Genomic DNA, 16348 nt, shown 5'->3' on the forward strand with positions numbered 1-16348 from the left:
ACCGGCCTCGGATGGCGTCATGGAGAGTCCGGGGAGGGTCGATCGGTGGATCGCCTTCGAGCTGGGCCGGCTGAACGCCGGTCTCGTCGTCGAGAAGAAGAGCCTCGCCCGGCTCCTCGGCGAAGCGAATCCCGCGTGCCGCACCCGGGAGGGGGATGAGCACCCGTTCGACCGCGCGGCGCTCGACCGCCTCGCGGCCGTCCTCACGCGGGACGAGGCAAACGCGTTGCGCCTCCCGATCACGTTCCTCGTTTCCGGCGACTTGGACGATAGCGCGATCCTGACGGACGCGCTCGCCGCGAAAGCGCTGCGGGCGGTCGAGACGTTCGAACGGGCCTTCCCGTTCCGCGAGGGGCGGATGATCGTGCCCCATTCGCTCGCCCTGGACGTCGTGCGCCGCCACGGCGGGACGGTGCAGCTCGCGTTCGGCTAAGGCCCTTTCGGAGGCCCCGGCTTCTCCTTGCGGGATGCCCAGAAGTCCTCGGGCACGTCGTCGTAGATGGACCCCATCTTCTCGGCCTCTTCCTTCGCCTTCTGCGCCTCGACGAGCTCGGCGATCCGGTCCTTCCGGAACATCCAGTAGTGGATCCGCCACTCCCGGCCGTCGTAGAGGGTCGTCTCCTCCCGCTCCGTCGTCAGGATGCCGGAATCCTCGAGCATGTAGAACGCGTCCCGGTCTTCCGGCTCGAGGACGTTGTCGATGATCCGCTCCGAGTACCCGAAGAAGTTGAGGACGTGCTGGGCCATCGCGCGGGCCTCCTCCTCCTTCATGCCGGTCCGGTCGATCGAGTTCTTGATCGCCCGCGTGAGGTCGTCGACGGTCAGTGTGCCCGCAGGGCCTCTTTCCGACTTCGTCTTGATGGCCATGGGTCGCCTCGACCGCGCTTATGGGAAGTCCACCCTATTTAAGGATTCTGCGCCGCCGCTGCCCATTGATTCTCACGCACGGTATCGAATCTGAGAACGGGACGTCGACGGGCCGGAGCCGCCAAAAGATTAACGCGCGCGGCCCTCATATCGTATGCGGGATGGTGCACGGTGTGGACGTGGAGTGGGTGCAGACGGGGCAGGGCGGGGGCGTTTCGAAACAACCGGAGGAACTCGAGGGGGAGCTGAAAGAACTCCGGGACGAGGTTCGCCGGCTCCGCGAGCAGGTCGCCGCGTTCGCGTCCGCGACGAAAGGACTTGCCCGGGGGGACGAGCGCCTGCCGACGTTCGTCGGGCGCGTCGACGCATCCTTGGAGGGCGGGGTCCCGAAAGGCGCCGTGATCGCGATCACCGGCCCGGGCGGCTCGATGAAGACGTCGCTCGCCCTGTACATCCTCGCCCGGAACCGCGCCGCGGGTCGCCGCGGGGTCTACGTGACCGTCGAGGAGAGCCGGGAGTCGATCTTGCGGACGATGCGCCACCTCGGCCTCGAGACGGACGAAGACTTCATCGTCGACATCTCCCGCCTCCGCGTCGAACGCGAGGGCGCGGAAGAGATCCGCGACTGGCTCCGCGTCCTCCGGGACTTCCTCGTGCGCCGGAACCAGCGGGAGCCGATTTCCCTCGTCGTCATCGACACGCTCGACGTTCTCGCGTCGATGGCCCATCTGACGGACGTTCGGAACGAACTGTTCCACTTCTTCCACTTCCTCCGGTCGATGAGCGTCACGACCTACGTCGTCGCGGAGGTGGACCCGGTGCGGCCCGGCGTCGCGCACGACGTGATCTTCCTCGCCGACGGGGTGTTCGAGTTGCGGTTCAGCGGCGCGGGCGAAGGGAAGGTCCAGCTCCTCTTCCGCTGCGTGAAGATGCGCCACACGAACCACTCCCGGGACTACTTCGTGCTCCGGTACGACAAAGGCTTCGCGGCTCGGCCGTTCGAGACGGCGAAGCCGTCGCGGTGGGGCCGCGGGCGCGGATGAAGATCAGAACGCGCCCTTGATCTTCGCGCGGTCGATCTTGATCCCGGCGGGCGTCGCCATGAGGATGTTCTTCCCCACGACGGCGACGTCGCCGCCGCAGTCGCGGACGGCGCTCTTCAGCTCCGCCGTTATCCGCTTCAGCGCGAGCTCGTCGCTCGCGAGGCTCGTGTAGTCGATGAGCAGGATGTTCCCGTTGTACACGTGCGTCGTCAGGTCGCCGACGTCCTCGTAGCGGTAGACCTCCGCGACCTTGACCAGGTGTTCGACGGGCTCACCCAGCGCTCCGCCCTCGCCTTCGAAGCTCAGCTCGGCCAAGTCGATGTATGTATCCGCCTCCGCGGCACCGCCTTCGGCCAGTCGTCTAAATGGCTTTTTGATAAAGGCCATCCTACATCCCTTCTGCGCCGCCCCATAGTCGTGCCCACGAATTTAAATGTATCGCGGGGACGTCTTCGATGTGACAACGGGAGGCAGGAATTATCGATATAATCATAAGATAACCATGACCTTCCCTGCCACGGAGAGGTCCGGGGTCATAACGTTTAAGAAGGAAATGCCTCTGTCGACTTCCCGCCCATGGCCTACGACGTCATCGTGGTCGGCGGCGGTCCCTCCGGGCTCACGGCCGGCGTGTACGCCCGGACCCGGAAGCTCTCGACGCTCATCTTGGAGGCGCAGGCGACGGGGGGCCAGCTCGAATGGCTCTATCCGACGAAGTCCGTCTACGACTATCCGAGCTACATCGCAATCGAGGGGGGCGAACTCGGGCAGCTGTTCGTGCTGCATTCGCGGGAGAGCGGGGCGGAGATGCGGGCGGAAGAAGTCGTGGACATCCAACGCCAGCCGTCCGGTTTCAGGGTCGTGACCCGCCAGGGGAACACCTACGAGGCCCGCACGATCATCCTCGCGATGGGGATGGGGCTCTTCGAGCCGAAACGGCTCGGCGTCCCCGGCGAGGCCGAACTCGAGGGGGCCGGCGTCGCGTCGCGCGTCCGGGACTGGCGCGAGTACAAGGACAAGCGGGTGCTCGTCGTCGGCGGCGGCGACAGCGCGCTCGAGATCGCGTTGGAGATCGTCGCGACCGCGAAGGAGGTGCTGCTGGTCCACCGCCGCGCGGAGTTCCGGGCGATGGAGAAGAACGTCGAGGCCGTCTTGGCGAGCCCGGTCCAAGTGCTCATCGACTCCGAGGTGACGAGCATCGAGGGACGCGACAAGGTCGAACGCGCGGTCGTGTACGACAACCGCACCCTGAAGAAGAAAGTCCTCGACGTCGACGCGGTGATCGTGAACATCGGCTTCGAGCCCAAGATAACGCCGCTCCCGAAATGGGGGATCGCCTTGGAGGGCGAGCGGCTGATCAAGGTCCGCGCAGACATGTCGACCTCGGTGCCCGGCATCTACGCGTGCGGGGACATCGTCTCATATCCGGGCAAAGACAAGCGGATCGTCACGGGATGCGGCGAGGCCGTGACCGCCGTGATGTCCGTGTACAAGTACCTCAAGCAGCCGTACTGGGCGTGAGGGCCCGCAAGAGCGGCGGGAGCGAGTCCGGCGTCTCGATGAGGTGGTCCACGCCCGCGGCCTCGAGGCTCGCCCGCGTCCCGTAACCCCAGGTCACGCCGACCGTCCGGGCGCCGGCCGCCTTCCCCGCGCGCACGTCGGCCTCCGTGTCGCCGACGACGACGCACTCCTCCGACGTCACCCCGAGCCTCGCGGCGGCCCGGAGGACAGAATCCGGCGCGGGCTTCTTCCGGGCGACGGAATCTCCGCCGAGGACGACGCCGAAGGACGCGAACAAGCCCGTGACGCGCAACGCTTCGACCGCCGTGTCGGTGCGCTTGTTCGTGACGATGCCAAGACGCCACAATGTCAAGGACGCCAGCATCTCCGCGATCCGTGGGTACGGCCGCATGCCCTGCCGCACCGACGCGGCCTCGATCCGCTGGAACGCTCGGACCGCGCCCGCGAGCTCCTCGCCGGCCAAGGCGCACCGCTCCGCGTAGATCGTCTCGATCGGGGTACCGATCCATTGGGCCGCCACCGCACCGGGGAGGCCGGTCTTCCGGATCGCGGCGAGGCCGCCGTCGAACGCCGCCACCCACGCGTCCCGCGTGTCGAGGAGCGTCCCGTCGATGTCGAACAGAACGGCGCGCACCGGGCGCACGTCAGGCCTCCTCCTCCCCGAGCCGCCAGATCTCGTCCCCGACGTGGTGGATGGTCTCAATCGCCTTGCCTTTCTCCTCCCGCGCCATCGTCGGCCCATCCATCCGAGCCCGGCCGACGGCGAGGGGCCGGCGGTTCTTCTCGTCCTGCACCCAGACAATGTCGCCCTCCCGGATCGACGGATCCGCGTCGACGATCCCGGGCGCCATCACGTCGGCGCCGTTGTAGATGAACCGGACGGCGCCCATGTCGACCGTCACGGCGCGTTTCGTGCCGGGGAACGCGAGAAGGCCCCGGACCGTCGGCACGATGCCCTTGTCGAGCAGAAGTGCAAACGCCTCGTTGTCCCGCAGCAGGAGCCGGTGCGGGCCCGCTTCCGCCTCGTCGATCGGAGCGTCGTCCGCGGGCACCGCCATCCCGAACTCCGAGGCGAGCCGCGCGGTCCAGTCGGTCGCCTCCTTTCGGCGGAGCCGAGAACGCCGCCGAATCTTCAGCGCGACCATCGGATCTCCGGGAAGCCCGGGAGGCAGATAACCCTTCTCCGGTGATATCTATCCATGTACGTGAATCAAAATCAGTCCATCGCGACGGCTTCGGATTGAAGGCGGATCGCTCGGGTGTGGGAGGGATCGAGCCGCAAGGCGTGGTCGAGCATCCTCGACGCGCGGACCCCCTGCCCTTGCGCGCGCCACGCGATCGCCGCGTCGCACCAAGCGTCGGCGTCCGCCGGATTGAGGCCCAACGCGGCGTCGTACGCCGCGATCGCCTCCTTTGGTCGACCGAGCTCCAAGAGCTGGCGCCCCTTCCGGCGATACGCGACGTCGCGGCCGTCCGTCGCGGTGCGGATCACAGTGTCGCAATCGGCGAGCGCTTCCTCCGTCCGGCCGAGCGCCGCGTGCAGGTCCGCCCGGAGCAGGTGCGGCTCCGCCTCGGACCCTCCGACCGCCGCCAGCGCCGCCAGGGCCTCATCGAGACGGCCGAGCGACTGCAAGGCGCGAGCCCGCTCGATGGAGGCGTCCGGTCCCCCGCCCAGTTCGACGGCGCGCCGCAAGAGGTCGACCGCGTCCGACGTGCGGCCAAGGGCGCGGGTCGCGCGGCCTGCCGCCAACCACCCGCGCGGATCCTGCGGATGCTTCGCGCGCGCCTCGTCCGCCGGCACGAGCGCGTCCGCCGCCCGCCCCGTCGAAAGGAGGAGGCCCGCCAACCGCGCGAGGGCGTCGACGCCGGCGCCTCGCGCCGCGGCCGCGGAATACGCCTCGATCGCCTCCTCGGTCCGCTCGAGGTCTTCGAGCAGCCGGCCTTCGCCGTACCACAGCTCGGCGTTATCCGGCTCGAGGTCGAGGGACCCTCGGAAGCACCGAAGCGCCTCGTCGTAGCACCGTTCCGCCTCGAGCGCGTTCCCCATCTCTTCGAGGATCGCCCCTCGGAAGACCCACGCCTCGTCGTACTCGCCGCTCAAGATGAGGGCGTTGTTCAGCGCGTCCCGTGCCTCCTCGAGGCGGCCGAGATGGTGGAGCGCCTCCGCCTTCGCCATCCACGCGTGGTCGTAGTTCGGGTTCAGCTCGAGGCTCTGGCCGATCAGCTCGAGCCCCTCCTCGTGGCGACCGAGCGAGTCCAGCGCGTGGCCTTTCGCGTAGAGCGCGTAGTCGAAGTCCGGCTTGATCTCGAGGCTCTTGTCGTGGTACGTCAGCGATTCCGCATGGCGGCCCATCTTGTTCAGCGCGTTCCCGATGTTGTTCCACGCGATCTCGTACTTCGGGTTCACGTCGAGCGCCTTCTCGAAGTACGGGACCGATGCCTCGTACCGCCCGAGGTTGTACAGCGCGTTCCCCAAGTTGTTCCACAGGACCTCGTCCCCCGCGTCGAGGGCGAGCGCCTTCTCGTACGCCGCGACGGCCTCCTCGAGGCGGTTGATCCCGTGGAACGTGTAGCCCTTGTTGTACCACGCCTGCTTGTACGCCGGGTTGATGGCGAGCGCGCGGTCGTAGCATGAGAGCGCCTCCTCGTGGATCCCGAGCATGAAGAACGTGAAGCCCTTGTTGTTCCACGCCGCTTCGTTCGTCGGATCGACGGCGATCGCACGATCGTACGCCTCGACGGCCTCCTCGTACCGCTCGAGTGCGTACAGGGAGTCCCCGAGCCCCGTCCATGCCGCGCCGTCGTCCGGATTCAGGGAGGTCGCGGCCTTGTACGCCTCGATCGCGTCGTCGAGCTTGTTGAGCTCCGCGAGGAGCTGCCCCTTCCGCGCCCATGCGACCGCGTTCGCGGTGTCGGTGCGCACGAGCGCGTCGTAGGCGAGCAGCGCTTCTTTCGTCCGGCCGAGGCGGGCGAGCACGAGCGCCTTGTCGTACATCGCGTCCGGATAGTCCGCCTTGATGGCGAGCGCGCGGTCGTATGCCGAGAGCGCCTCCTCGAACCCGCCGAGCTGGGCATGTGCGTTCCCGAGGTTGTACGCCGCGATCTCGTACGCCGGGTCGACGCGCAACGCACGCGTGTACGCATGGATCGCGTCCCCGTGCCGGCCAAGGCCGTCGAGCGCGACGCCTCGGTTGTTCCACAGGACTTGGTCTTCGTACCCGAGGGCGACCGCGCGATCGTAGCACTCGAGGGCGACCGCGAATTCGCGCGCGTCCGCGTGTGCGTTGCCTCGGAGGAACTCCGCCTCGCCCCGGGCCACGTCTTGTGTCGGGGAGAGGGCGGCCAGCGCGAAGGCCAGGGGGAGGGCCATCGGCGACGCATCAGCCCCCGGGCCGATTTAAGCGTTCCGCGGTTACGGTCAGGGATGAGAGCATCCGTGGACCCGGGTCGTCGGCTTTAAGTAGAGACGCCTCCTTGGAGAGCGTTCGGGGCGACCGCGTGTCGACGATAGACGTGGAATCCTTCTCCAAGACGAAGGCGATGGAGCTGCCCCGGAACGTCGTCGTCGGACACGACGCGGTCCATCAAGTCGGCGAGGTGTGCCAGTCCCTCAAGCTCGGGAAGCGCGCGCTGATCGTCGCGGACGAGACGACGATGAAGATCGCCGGCGCGATTGTCGAGAAAGAACTCGGGGCGCGCAAAATCAAGACGGCGGTGTTTCTGATCCCCGACGCGACGACGGCGGAGGTCCGCGAGGCGGAGGAGAAGATCCGCAAGGGGACGTTCGACTTCGCCCTCGGCGTCGGCGGCGGCCGGTCGATCGACGTGGCGAAGTGCGCGTCCTACAACGCGGGCGTGCCGTTCGTCAGCGTGCCGACGGCCGCGAGCCACGACGGCGTCGTGTCGTCGCGCGCCTCGATCCTGAAGGACGGGGAGAAGGTGAGCCTCGCGGCGCAGACGCCGATCGCCGTGATCATGGACACCGCGATCATCGCGGAATCCCCGTTCCGCCTCATGGCAGCGGGGTGCGGGGACATCATCTCGAACCTCGTCGCGGTGAAGGATTGGGCGCTCGCGCGGAACCTGCGGAACGAGTACTACTCGTCGTACGCGGCCGCGCTGAGCGAGCTCGCCGCACGCCTCATCATCGAGAACGCGTCGACGATCAAGCCGCGGCTCGAGGAGAGCGCGTGGTTCGTCTGCAAGGCCCTCGTGTCGAGCGGGGTCGCGATGTCGATCGCCGGTTCCTCCCGCCCGGCCAGCGGGAGCGAGCACAAGTTCTCCCATGCCCTCGACCAGCTCGCGAAGAAGCCCGCGCTGCACGGCGAGCAGTGCGGCGTCGGCACGATCATGATGATGTACCTCCACGGAGGGAAGTGGGAGGAGGTCCGCGAAGCGCTCTTGGCGATCGGCGCTCCGACGACCGCGCGGTCGCTCGGGGTGACGGACGACGAGGTCCTCCAGGCGCTCGTGCACGCGCACGAGGTCAACAAGGAACGGTACACGATCCTCGGGGACGAGGGCCTCACCGCCGAAGCGGCGGAACGCCTCGCGAAGATTACGAAGGTCATCTGAGTGAAGTCCGCTACCTCTCGCTCGAATCGCCCTCGAGGACCTTGAACCGGTCGAGCGATGCGACGATGCCGGCCGCGATGCGCTCGACGTCAATCGAGAGATCGTACCTCCGGAAGTACGCCTGCAGCGCGCTCAGTCCGTGGATGAGGGCGTCTCGCGCCCTCGTGAGTCGAACCCAGGGCGCCTCCCCCGTCCGATCCACTCGGATCGCAGCCGAAAAATCAATGAACCATGAACGTCCGGCGTGCACGAGGATGTTGTACGCGCTCAGGTCCGAATGCACAATCCCCGCGCGGCCGAGCGCGGCGACGCCTTCGAGGACCGCCGTCAAGAACGGCTCGGGCGAATCGAGCTCTACATCGTGCAGGCGGGGGGCCGGGCCGTCGTCGTCACCAAGATACCGCATTGACAGGAGGTTCTCGACGCGCCGGGCCGGGGCGGGGACCGGGGCGCCTCCTTTCCAGGCCTGCCGCATCATCTCGAACTCGTGCGCCGCGAGCCACGACATCGTGTCGACTTTGATCGGACGGCCGCCGCGGTGGGACGTTCGGTAGAGCCGATACGCCTTCACCGCAAGCGGCGCGCCGTTGTACGCGCACAGGTACACGTCCGCCTCCTTGCCCGCGCTGATCATGCGGAGGACGTCCGTCGCAAGGCCCGCGTCGAGGATGGCGTCGGCGGTCCCGCGGTAGCCGCGCTCGCGCAACTCGATCGTCCCGTGATCGATTCGCCATTGGACGCTCGCGTCGAGCGGATCGTTCGACATTCGTTTCTATTTCGTTGGTCATGGTGGCATTCGCAAGGCGCGCACACGAACGCCGGTCGCCGTGACGGGGATCACGCGGCTCCCGGCGCATTCGGGAAAACGGAATCGGACATCATCGCCGGGAACCTCCTGGTCGCACGGACCGGCGCCGTCCATGGAGCTCCGCCGCATCAACCTATCGGAATGGAAGTCCGGCGTCGAACGTCCGGTTCGTCGACGGGACCCTTAAGCCGAGGGCAGCCGTTGTCTCCTCGGAGGCCGCCGTCGTGGTCCAGATCACGCTTGTCGGCGAGAGGCAGGCGGTTGTGGGCCACGAATTCGTGTACCGCGGACCGCAGCCGGCGTGCAGGCCGTGCAAGGTCCGTGCGGCGTGCCTGAACCAGGACGTCGGACGCCGCTATCGCATCACGCAGGTTCGCGACGTCGCGCATCCGTGCCTCCTGAACGAGGAGCTCGCTCGAGTCGTCGAGGTCGAGCCCACCTCCCCGGAGTGCAGCGTGGCCGCACGGACCGCGGTCGAGGGCGCCGTCCTCGCCTACAAGAAAATCGTGTGCGCCAACGCCGCGTGCCCGAACTTCCGGACGTGCCATCCGATCGGCATCGAGCCGGGAACTCGGATCCGCATCCTCGAGGCGGGACGGGAACTTGATTGCCCCCTCGGATATTCGATTGTCCCCGCGAAGGTCGCGTACGCGGATTGAGGCGAGTCCCGTGAAAGCATCCCTTCCCCGCCGCATGACGCTGCACGCGATCGAGGCGGCCGTCCTGACGCGCGGCTACCGGCCGAAACGGGAGACGTTCGACCTCGTCGCGTTCAAGGCGCTGTACAACGGAAAGCGGTTCCACATGCGCCTCGAGACGCACGGCCTCGAGCGGGTCCCGAAAGGCTCCGAAATCGACTTGCACGTCGACTTCATGCGCGAGCTGAAGAGACACCACGGCTCCGAGGCGGAGTCGGAGGAGATCGCGGTCGAGATGGCGGAACTCCTCGGCGCCTTGAAGGAACAGGACCCGGAGCGCGCGAAGCCGAGGGTCCGCTGTCCGGAGTGCGGGAAGGAGTTCGGCCAAGAGGCGTTCCGTGCGCACCGGACGATCATCCACGGCCGCTAGACGATGTCCTTCCCGTACACCGTGCGGCCAGCCGTCCGAAAGCCCAACGACTTCCAGAAGGCCGCCGCGGCCGCGTTCGTCGGCGTGACCTCGAGATCGATCCGCTCGACGCGCATCGCCTTCGCTTCATCCAGGAGTCGGGTCGCGAGGGCTCGGCCGACGCCTTTCCGCCGCATCGCCGGGTCGACGAAAAAGTCGTTGACCACCAGGAGACGTCCGTGCTCCGCAGACGGAGAGTAGACCGCCAAGGCGACCCCCACGACCGCCCGCTTCTCCCGGGCGACGAGCAGCACCCCGCCAACGCGGTTTCGCAGGACCTGCTCGACGCCCCACGTGATCCGCTCCGGACGCGGCTTCACGCCCTCGGAGGTGATGTAGGCCGCGATCAGGCGCTCGACGTCCGCGCGGTCCGTCGGATTCGCGCGCTCGATGAGGACCATCGCGCGCCGGGCACAGCCGCGCGGGACATAAGCGTTTGGGCGCTCGCATCCGGAGAGCCGCTAGCGATGGGCCGTCCGCGCTGAGTGGGATCCGATAGCGGCTCGCCGAATCGCGCGGCCGATCCGGGTCCTCTCCGCCTTCGACCGCACGAAGGATGCCTCTCGTGAATCGATCGGTCGACCCACGAAGGGATCCGCCTGGAACCGCGGATACAGGTGGACGTGGAGATGCGGAATCGTGTTCCCGTGAATCTCGTAGTTCATCTTGACGGGCGCGAGGAGGTCCGCGAGGGCCTTCGAGACGAGCAGGACATCCTGCCAGAATGCGAACCCGGCCGCGACCGGCAATTCGAACGGTTCGACGACGTGACGCTTAGAGACGACGGCGACGTACCCGGGCAACGCGGCCCTTGGCGGGGCGCTGACCCAGGCCGAAGACAGGACGGCGACGACATCGAGGGGCCGACCTCGCCGACAGATCGGACAGTCCGCCTTCTTCCGACCGACGGATGAGAGACCTCCGCCCCGTCGTGTCGGCTCTTCTCTGGCCTCGTCCAGTTGCATCCCTCAGAAGAGGACGACTCGGACAATCTCACCCTTCTCGATCCGGTCGACATCCGCGGGAATCTCGACGTAGCCGTCCGCATGGGCCATCGATGTGATCGCGCCGCTCTCCTTGTACGCCGGCACCGCCTGTCCGTCGACGATGCGGACGGTGTGGAACTCGAGGCGACCGATCTTCGAGGCGAGTCGCATTGCCAACGGCACCTCGATCACGGTTTCCCGCGCGGGCGGCAATCGCGCGATGCGACGGAGCATCGGGGCGAGGAGCACGTAGCCGTTCGACAAGCACGAGGTCGGGTTCCCGGGGAGCCCCAGGACCGCCGTCCCATCCACGAGGCCGAGGGCGGTCGGCCGCCCGGGCTTCACCGCGATCCCATGGAACACCAGATCGCCCATCGATTCGAGGGCCTCGGCAACGAGGTCTTTCTCGCCCACGGACGAGCCGCCCGAGACGACGACGAGATCGTTTCCGGCCGCTTTCTTCAGCGCGGTCCGAAGCGTCGCCAGCCGGTCGGGCGCGCGCCCCTCCAGCTTCGGTTCCCCGCCATTTTCCCGAACGACGCCGGCGATTGTGTGCGAGTTGACGTCGTACACCTGGCCCGCTCGAAGCGACCGACCGAGCGGGACGACCTCGTCGCCCGTGACGAGGATCGAGACGCGTGGCTTCGCGTACAGGCGGACCCTCGCATGGCCGATCGCCGCCAGTGCGCCGATTTTCGCGGGGGTGAGGACCTCTCCGGCGTGGACGACGGTGGATCCGCGTTCGACGTCGCTTCCCCGGCGCGAGACGTTCTCCCCCGGTTCGACCGATTCGCGCACGGTCACGCGATCCCCATCTCGCTCCGTGTCCTCGATCATCACGACGGCGTCCGCACCCCCTGGCATCGTCGTACCCGTGGCCACCTTCGTGCATCGGCCCGCGCTCACGACGGCGCGGGGCACGCCATCCGCATGGTGGGTCTCGATGCACCGGAGCGCAACGGGGTGGGCCGTCCCGGCACGGACCGAATCCTGCGCCCGGACCGCGTATCCATCCATCGCCGCGCGATCGGCAAGGGGCACGTCAATCGCCGAGCGCACATCCTCCGCGACGACTCGCCGCAACGCGTCAGCGAGTGGCGGCGTCTCGGTGCGCTCGATCGGCCGCACGAGATCCACCGCAATCCGAATCGCTTCGTCCAGGGAAATCAACGCCTTCAGCGGTCGCGCGGCATGGCCCGCGTGGCTTTCGTGATCGTGAGCTCGCTTCAACGCTCCATCACCCCGACCGCATGCCCGAGCTCCGGGAGGATGAGCTTCTCGATTGCGAGACGACACGCGTCCGGGGAACCGGGGAGACAGAACACGAGCCGGCCGTGGTAGACGCCGGCGACGGCACCGGAGAGCATCGCGGCGCTTCCGATTGCCTGGTATGACAGCGAGCGGAACAGCTCGCCGAATCCGGGCAACGTCTTGTCGAACGTCGAGAGGAGAGTGGGGATCGTCACGTCGCGCTTCCCGAGCCCCGTCCCGCCGTTCGTCAGGATGGCATCGCAAGTCCACGACGCTTGCTCGACCGCATCGAGGATCGGCTTCGCTTCGTCCCTGACGACGACGTAGAAGAGGACCGAGTGACCGGCGCGGAGCAGGAGGTCTCGGATGAGTCTCCCGGACTCGTCCGTCTCCGTGGTCCGGCTGTCGGACACCGTCACGATGCCGCACTTCACGGAGGCCGGCGCGTGTTCTTTGTGCTTCGCGGGGACCGCCATGGACAGGATGCGCTGAGAAGACCGGCGACGGTCTAAAGGTTGGCCTTCCAAATTAACCTTGAACAAGGTTAACTCTTCGGAGCGGCGGGGAGGACGGCACGGCCCGCCCGGACTAGGCCGCGAGCCGGAGGAACGGCGCGACGCGGTCGGCCACCGCGGGATCGTCGAGGGAGGCGGCGAAGGCCGGCAACGAGGCAAACGGCCTCGCTCGAACGATGCGCGCGGCGCGCTTCGCCCCGATGCCCGGGAGGGCGGAGATCGCCGCGAGGGGCGCGCGGTTCACGTCGAGTGGGTACTCGACGGCCGTCAGCGAGCGTTGGCCGTGGCTCGTGACGCGTACGTCGACGAACCGGTTGAGCGGCGCGTCGTAGGGCAGCCCGACGAGGATCGGATACGTCCCGATCTGCCGGCCGTAGGCCACGTGGCCATCTTGCAACTCCAGGAAGATGTCCCGAAGGACCGTCCCTTCCGGGACGACCCGTTGCAGCATCTCGTGATCGATTCCGGTCCGCACGGCCTCCTTGAATCGCCGGAATTCGCGATACAGTCCCGTCGGCTCGAACTCCCGGCGCACGGGCCGCACCTGGCGGATGTTGATCCGTCGAACCCAGAGGTCCTCCTCGAGGAGCCGCTTCAGGAAGGCGAGGTTCAGCTCGAACGTCTTCTTCGTCTCGCCGTCGAGGCCCGCGACGAAGTTCAGGCCGGGCAGGAGACGCGGCATGCCGTTCTCGCCGCGCTCCCGGCCCACCGCGTTCACCATGCGGATCGCCTCGAGGCATCCGTCCGCATCGATGTTCAGGTTGTTCGCCTCCGTGACGCGGGGATCGGCCGACTCGAGGCCGAACGACAGAAGCGTGCCGGGGGTTGAAAGGCGCACGAGGTCTCGCATCGACTCGATCGCCTCCTCCGGATGCGCGATCATCATCGCGGGATCGCCGTTGTCCGTGTGCAGCACCTTCAGGTCCGGCGCGGCGGCGCGAATTCCCTCGAGCAGCCGTCGAATCGCACCCACGTTGATCTGCGGTGTCGGCGAGGATCCGAGTCCGATCGCCTGATAGCTGAAGAAATCCGCCTGGCCTCCGAGGCGGAAGTTCACCGCGCCGAGTTCGGCGAGGCGGCGGACCTCCGCGACGACGCCATCGACGGGACGGAACTTCGGCTTGCCGTACATCGGCTCGATGCAGAACGAGCAGCCCTTGTTGACGTACCGGACGCACCCTTTGGACGTATCGAGCTCGACCGTCAGCGGCTCCGGGAAGTCCGGGTGGGCTCGGATCACGTCCGCCCCGAGGAGCGCCCAGCGGTCCCATTCCTCCACGGTGCGGTCGCGGTGGGTCCACTCGCCGGTCCGCAGCCAATCGAAGACCGCCGTGTCGATGTCGCGCAACGCCACCCAGTCGAACGGCTCGACGAGCGCCTCATCGTAGTAGCGAAACCGTGCGAGCGGGCCGCCGAAGACGCGCGGTCCTTCGAACGCTCTCGCGTGTCGGACGATCTCCCGCTCGCTGATGGGCAAGCTGCGGAGGTATTTGCCCGGCACGATCGGCCCCGAGAGGACGACGAGCAAATCGCCTCTCGGCGAGGCGCCCGCGCGGACCCGATCGATCGTGACGTATTCCCAGTCGTGCCCGGCGTCGTGGACGGCGCCTGCGACGTATCTCGGGTACGGCGAGATGTACGGCGGCACGCCGAAGTTCGAGGGCTCGTCGACGTAGCCGTCGAGGATCACGACCTTCATGGAGGCTTTGCCATTCCCGTTGGCGTACTTAAGGCTGAACTCGGCCTTCCGGGCCCGTCTCCCGGCGAAGCAGAGGCCGGCGCCCGTCGCCGCCATCGGACCGCTTGGAACCCCCGCAAAAACTGTTCCAATATGACGAAGTACCCACCGACCCACCTATCACGTCCTCGCCGGCAGTGACTTCTCGCGTTCGCTGTGGGAGAGGAGGGGAGCTTCACGTCTCTACGAGAGAAACTACGATTCGGCAATCGAAGCGTGGGCAAGGGCATACCGATCGCAGGAATGGCGGGCCTCATTGCGGTGGCCCTTGTGGTGGCCGCCCTCGCCACGCCGCCACCGTCGCCGGCCGTCGACTCGAGCCTGTTCGAACTCGGTCCCGTGCAGGGCGCGGACATCGTGTGCGCGGCCCCGGATCCACCGCCGGACTGGGGATGTATCTTCGACGCGAACGGGAACGCCGTGAACCTGTTCGGGGGCGACGTCGCCGCCTTCTTGAAGGACGATCAGTCCCAAAGCGGGGCCTCGGACCGAACGACGTTCTCCGGCGCGGGCGGTTCGAACAAGAACAACGATCCCATCAAGAAATGGCACTGGGACGCCGGCAATGTGCCCGCGAAGGACGACTTCTCGAACGCCTACGCGTGGGCGACCGTGAACGCGGACGGGCACCTCATCGTCTATTCAGGCTTCGAGCGGATCGACGCGTCCGGCGACAGCCACGTCGACATCGAGTTCTTCCAGGCGAGGGTCGCGTTGGATGAAGCACTCCCGTGCGACGATCCCGGCGCGGACCCGACCCCGTGCAATTTCGTCGGGACTCGGACGGTCGGAGACATCATCGTCTCGATGGACTTCACGATCGGCGGCGATTTCGGATCCTTGTCGATCCGGGAGTGGGATGGCTCCACGTACGTCGAGATCGGCTCGCTGGGCGCCGAGGGATGCAACGCCGCGGACACGATCTGCGGATTCAACAATGGCGGCGACATCAACGGCGGCCCATGGCCGAACTACGACCGGCACGGGAACGAAATCACGAACCTGCCGAAGAACGCCTTCACGGAGTTCGGGATCGACATCACCGCGGTGGCCCGGGAAACCCCGTGCATCTCCGTCGTGATGGGGAAGACGCGGAGCTCGCAGTCGTTCACCGCCGAGCTGAAGGACTTCGCGCCGCCGACCGCGTTCCCCGTCTGCAGCCTCACCTGGCACAAGGTCGACAACAAGGCCCAGCCGTTCGGCGGGGCCACGTTTGAGCTGTGCCGGACCCACGACTACGTCAACGGCCAGTTCGTCGACATCCGGGACGTCTGCGTGACCGTCGTCGACAACACCGACGGCGACTTGGACGCCGGCGACGTGGACATGGACGGCGCGCCGGGAGAGTTCCAGGTCAGCGTCACCGTCCTCGGGAGATACACGCTCCGCGAGACGGTCGCGCCGCCCGGCTACGGCCTCGATCCGGACACCGTGACGGTCGACTTCATCGGCACGGCCCTGCACGTCGACGTCGGGGAGGCGTTCGTGGACGAGCGACCGATCCTGAAGCTGACGGAGTTCGGGTACACGAACACGCCGACGGGAACGCCGACCGGGGGCGTTGTCTCCGGGACGACCGTGTACACGGTCACGCTGAAGAACTTCGGTGGCGCGACCGGGCTCGTGTCCGGCACGCTGACCGTGACCGTGTCGAATGCGGGAGGCGGGACCTTCAGCTGTTCCGGGAGCGGGGTGTCCGGCTGCACGCTGACGTTCTCCGGGGTCTCCTTGGCCCCGGGAGCGGAGGCGACGTTCAGCCTGACGCTCGTGTACAGCGACATGGCCGACGGCGCCGTAGTTTCCGCGAGCCTGTCCGCGTCGTACACGACGCCGCCCGACACGACGGTGGTCCGGGTGCCGTCCGGGGTCCCCGCGACGATCTCCTTCACCGTACAGGCGGACTGAGTCCGAAACGAAAGGGCGCGCGACGCGCGCCC

At 67.4% G+C, this 16348-nt stretch carries 18 protein-coding genes; 7 read left to right on the forward strand and 11 right to left on the reverse strand.

All coding sequences use genetic code 11. The features are described 5' to 3' along the window. Window positions 1–19: 19 nt before the first annotated feature. Window positions 20–433 (forward strand): DUF61 family protein, encoded by a 414-nt coding sequence (locus VF992_11350; protein HEX9341745.1) that lies wholly within the window; start codon window positions 20–22, stop codon window positions 431–433. On the opposite strand, the gene VF992_11355 is transcribed toward VF992_11350, so the two are convergent. Further along, window positions 430–867, reverse strand: a complete 438-nt coding sequence (locus VF992_11355) for a DUF6015 family protein (GenBank protein HEX9341746.1) — start codon at window positions 865–867, stop codon at window positions 430–432. The genes VF992_11350 and VF992_11355 overlap by 4 nt on opposite strands. Before the next feature lie 161 nt (window positions 868–1028). Between VF992_11355 and VF992_11360 the strand changes: the two genes are divergently transcribed. Beyond that, window positions 1029–1910 carry an ATPase domain-containing protein gene (locus tag VF992_11360; GenBank protein HEX9341747.1) on the forward strand — a complete coding sequence of 294 codons (882 nt, stop codon included), beginning with the start codon at window positions 1029–1031 and terminating at the stop codon, window positions 1908–1910. A 3-nt stretch (window positions 1911–1913) separates the two neighbouring features. Here the strand turns inward: VF992_11360 and sepF are convergent, their stop codons facing one another. Continuing rightward, window positions 1914–2297: a cell division protein SepF gene (gene sepF / locus VF992_11365; protein ID HEX9341748.1), complete on the reverse strand. Its 384-nt coding sequence runs from the start codon at window positions 2295–2297 to the stop codon at window positions 1914–1916. A gap of 189 nt (window positions 2298–2486) precedes the next feature. Between sepF and VF992_11370 the strand changes: the two genes are divergently transcribed. After that, window positions 2487–3431, forward strand: a complete 945-nt coding sequence (locus VF992_11370; protein HEX9341749.1) for an NAD(P)/FAD-dependent oxidoreductase — start codon at window positions 2487–2489, stop codon at window positions 3429–3431. On the opposite strand, the gene VF992_11375 is transcribed toward VF992_11370, so the two are convergent. The 3 genes from VF992_11375 to VF992_11385 form a co-directional block, all read right to left on the reverse strand. Continuing rightward, entirely contained in the window at window positions 3409–4074 is a 666-nt protein-coding gene (locus tag VF992_11375) for an HAD family hydrolase (GenBank protein ID HEX9341750.1), read from the reverse strand. The two genes, VF992_11370 and VF992_11375, sit on opposite strands and share 23 nt — an antisense overlap. A gap of 1 nt (window position 4075) precedes the next feature. After that, entirely contained in the window at window positions 4076–4576 is a 501-nt protein-coding gene (locus tag VF992_11380; protein ID HEX9341751.1) for an RNA-binding protein, read from the reverse strand. A 71-nt stretch (window positions 4577–4647) separates the two neighbouring features. Next, complete coding sequence (locus VF992_11385) at window positions 4648–6801, reverse strand: tetratricopeptide repeat protein (GenBank protein ID HEX9341752.1); 2154 nt, start codon at window positions 6799–6801, stop codon at window positions 4648–4650. A gap of 137 nt (window positions 6802–6938) precedes the next feature. On the opposite strand from VF992_11385, the gene VF992_11390 reads away from it, so the two are divergent. After that, window positions 6939–8006, forward strand: coding sequence for an NAD(P)-dependent glycerol-1-phosphate dehydrogenase (locus VF992_11390; protein ID HEX9341753.1), 1068 nt, complete (start codon window positions 6939–6941; stop codon window positions 8004–8006). 10 nt (window positions 8007–8016) lie between these two features. Here the strand turns inward: VF992_11390 and VF992_11395 are convergent, their stop codons facing one another. After that, the gene (locus VF992_11395; protein ID HEX9341754.1) at window positions 8017–8772 is read right to left on the reverse strand and encodes an RIO1 family regulatory kinase/ATPase; all 756 of its coding nucleotides are present in this window, start codon (window positions 8770–8772) and stop codon (window positions 8017–8019) included. A gap of 266 nt (window positions 8773–9038) precedes the next feature. On the opposite strand from VF992_11395, the gene VF992_11400 reads away from it, so the two are divergent. Further along, a complete protein-coding gene (locus tag VF992_11400; GenBank protein HEX9341755.1) occupies window positions 9039–9473 on the forward strand; it encodes a UPF0179 family protein in 435 nt (144 codons plus the stop codon). Window positions 9474–9483: 10 nt separating this feature from the next. Continuing rightward, window positions 9484–9882, forward strand: coding sequence for a hypothetical protein (locus VF992_11405; protein HEX9341756.1), 399 nt, complete (start codon window positions 9484–9486; stop codon window positions 9880–9882). Here VF992_11405 and VF992_11410 read toward each other — a convergent pair. The 5 genes from VF992_11410 to VF992_11430 form a co-directional block, all read right to left on the reverse strand. Continuing rightward, entirely contained in the window at window positions 9879–10322 is a 444-nt protein-coding gene (locus tag VF992_11410) for a GNAT family N-acetyltransferase (protein HEX9341757.1), read from the reverse strand. The two genes, VF992_11405 and VF992_11410, sit on opposite strands and share 4 nt — an antisense overlap. 60 nt (window positions 10323–10382) lie before the next feature. After that, window positions 10383–10886: an HIT family protein gene (locus VF992_11415; protein ID HEX9341758.1), complete on the reverse strand. Its 504-nt coding sequence runs from the start codon at window positions 10884–10886 to the stop codon at window positions 10383–10385. 3 nt (window positions 10887–10889) lie between these two features. Continuing rightward, on the reverse strand, window positions 10890–12137 hold the full coding sequence (gene glp, locus VF992_11420) for a gephyrin-like molybdotransferase Glp (protein ID HEX9341759.1): 1248 nt from the start codon (window positions 12135–12137) through the stop codon (window positions 10890–10892). Continuing rightward, window positions 12134–12634 (reverse strand): molybdenum cofactor biosynthesis protein B, encoded by a 501-nt coding sequence (locus VF992_11425; GenBank protein HEX9341760.1) that lies wholly within the window; start codon window positions 12632–12634, stop codon window positions 12134–12136. The genes glp and VF992_11425 overlap by 4 nt, the downstream gene beginning before the upstream one ends. A 112-nt stretch (window positions 12635–12746) precedes the next feature. Continuing rightward, a complete protein-coding gene (locus VF992_11430) occupies window positions 12747–14372 on the reverse strand; it encodes a radical SAM protein (protein HEX9341761.1) in 1626 nt (541 codons plus the stop codon). 255 nt (window positions 14373–14627) lie between these two features. On the opposite strand from VF992_11430, the gene VF992_11435 reads away from it, so the two are divergent. Next, the gene (locus VF992_11435) at window positions 14628–16316 is read left to right on the forward strand and encodes a prealbumin-like fold domain-containing protein (GenBank protein HEX9341762.1); all 1689 of its coding nucleotides are present in this window, start codon (window positions 14628–14630) and stop codon (window positions 16314–16316) included. Window positions 16317–16348 lie beyond the last annotated feature (32 nt).

It is taken from the genome of Thermoplasmata archaeon, from assembly GCA_036395115.1.
In the GTDB taxonomy this organism is placed as follows: domain Archaea; phylum Thermoplasmatota; class Thermoplasmata; order RBG-16-68-12; family RBG-16-68-12; genus RBG-16-68-12.